Raw genomic sequence first — 1,592 nt, 5'->3', positions numbered from 1 at the left:
CTGGTATAAAACACAAATCCCAGAATCGTTGCCAATATTCCCAGCGCCACCGCGTCATTGGTGACTAATGCCGTGCTTGCCATGTGTATTCTCCCTGTTTGGTACAGTTGTTATTGTATTTATGCTAAAAACTGCCGTTTGCAGTTAGTGGGCAAACTTCCCATTCGCCCGATTTATTGTTGTTTTTTAGAAAAACAAGGAGAGCCTGCTAGGCTCTCCTTTAAGATTTAGTGATAGATTTCAGCGTGTTCACTGAGCTCTTTGAGCTGCATTTTGACGATTTCGATAACAGGATCATGCGGGCTGTTATCGACAAAGTGTTGCAGATCGGCCGCCGCGACATTGATACACCCCAGTTGCTGGGCGATAAAGGCGCGCTCCCGATTTAAGTGCACATCATCAGGGTGCCACTGTAGCAGCAAGTTGCAACATTCCATCGCCGCCTCAAATTGATGCGACACAATACACCCCGCCTTGAGCTCATGCAGCATGCGCGAAATCAGCTTCTTCACCGACGCCGCCTTTAAGTAGCTTGGCTTAAGCTCGGCCGCGTTACCCAGTTCACCGCGCACTAACACATGGAGCTGATGTTTCGTCAACTCTTTGCCCGTCAGCGGATCGTGATAACGCACAACGCCAGCGACGTTACTGCGAAGCACAGTATTACCCGGTAGGAGTAAGGCTTCGAGTTCTAAATCGAGCTGCTTGGCCAGTAGCATCAATACCGTCGCCAGTGTGGTGCTATTGCCTTGTTTAGTGATAAGACAAGTGCCTAAATCCGCCGCTTCGGTGCTGAAGTAATTGTCGCGGACACAAAAACCCAAGTCCTGATAAAACCAATGCAGCAACGCATTTAAGCGTTGCTGTTGATCCACCAGGTAATGACTTAATACGGCTCCCGCCAATTCAAACCAAGCCCATTTCGCCGCTTCGAGGTTTGAAAATCCAAGGTGAGCACCTACATCCAATGCCGACTCGGGCAAAGAAATGCCATCTTGCAGATTGTATTTACCCATTAACCCAATAATACCGCTTGTTTAAAATGCGCCAATTTGGCCGCGTAAACTAACCAACCTAATGCACCTAAAAAGGCAAAAACTTTGAACAATTTGTTTCTGTTCGCTTTTATCGCAATCACGCCCAAGGCAATATACGCGAGCACGGCGCCAATTTTTTCGGTCAACCAAGGGTCCACAAAGGGATATTGCTTGATCATAAAGCACAGGGTTAAGCCCGACAGCAGTAAAAAAGTGTCGATAACATGGGGCGCGATTTTGAATACCTTCTTGCCCATCAGTGCTGACTGACGTAAGTGCAACACAAAACGAACGACAAAAAACAGCACACTCACGGCAATTAAGGTTAAATGCAGGTGCTTAACAGCAGGATAAAGACTGTAAAAAGTTTCCATTGTGATACTTATGGCCAGTGACAAAGGCGCTAGTTTACCCTAATCATAACGCCAGACCAATGCCTAACGCGCGAGATTCACAGACGAAACCCCGTCCCTCAGTTTGCAGGAAACCACAATGAATTTAATGATAATTGACGATGAGTCCGCCGAATTTGCCGATGCAGTAAAGCAAAAAATC

Annotated in this window: 2 protein-coding genes; both read right to left on the bottom strand. The window is 46.9% G+C overall.

Features of this window, described 5'->3' with window-relative positions; all coding sequences use genetic code 11:
- Positions 1-227: 227 nt before the first annotated feature.
- Positions 228-1,016: a tetratricopeptide repeat protein gene (locus ACQY6Q_RS00560; RefSeq protein ID WP_011623907.1), complete on the bottom strand. Its 789-nt coding sequence runs from the start codon at positions 1,014-1,016 to the stop codon at positions 228-230.
- On the bottom strand, positions 1,016-1,411 hold the full coding sequence (locus tag ACQY6Q_RS00555; RefSeq protein ID WP_011623908.1) for a SirB2 family protein: 396 nt from the start codon (positions 1,409-1,411) through the stop codon (positions 1,016-1,018). Before ACQY6Q_RS00555 ends, ACQY6Q_RS00560 begins: the two co-directional genes overlap by 1 nt.
- Between the last annotated feature and the right edge of the window lie 181 nt (positions 1,412-1,592).

It is taken from the genome of Agarivorans sp. (genome assembly GCF_050295395.1).
GTDB lineage: Bacteria > Pseudomonadota > Gammaproteobacteria > Enterobacterales > Celerinatantimonadaceae > Agarivorans.
This window is presented reverse-complemented; position numbering and strand designations above follow the sequence as displayed.

Bases quoted from the DNA above. Each gene is read 5' to 3' on its own strand.
- ACQY6Q_RS00560 (WP_011623907.1), bottom strand. From the start codon at position 1,016: ATGGGTAAATACAATCTGCAAGATGGCATTTCTTTGCCCGAGTCGGCA.
- ACQY6Q_RS00555 (WP_011623908.1), bottom strand. From the start codon at position 1,411: ATGGAAACTTTTTACAGTCTTTATCCTGCTGTTAAGCACCTGCATTTA.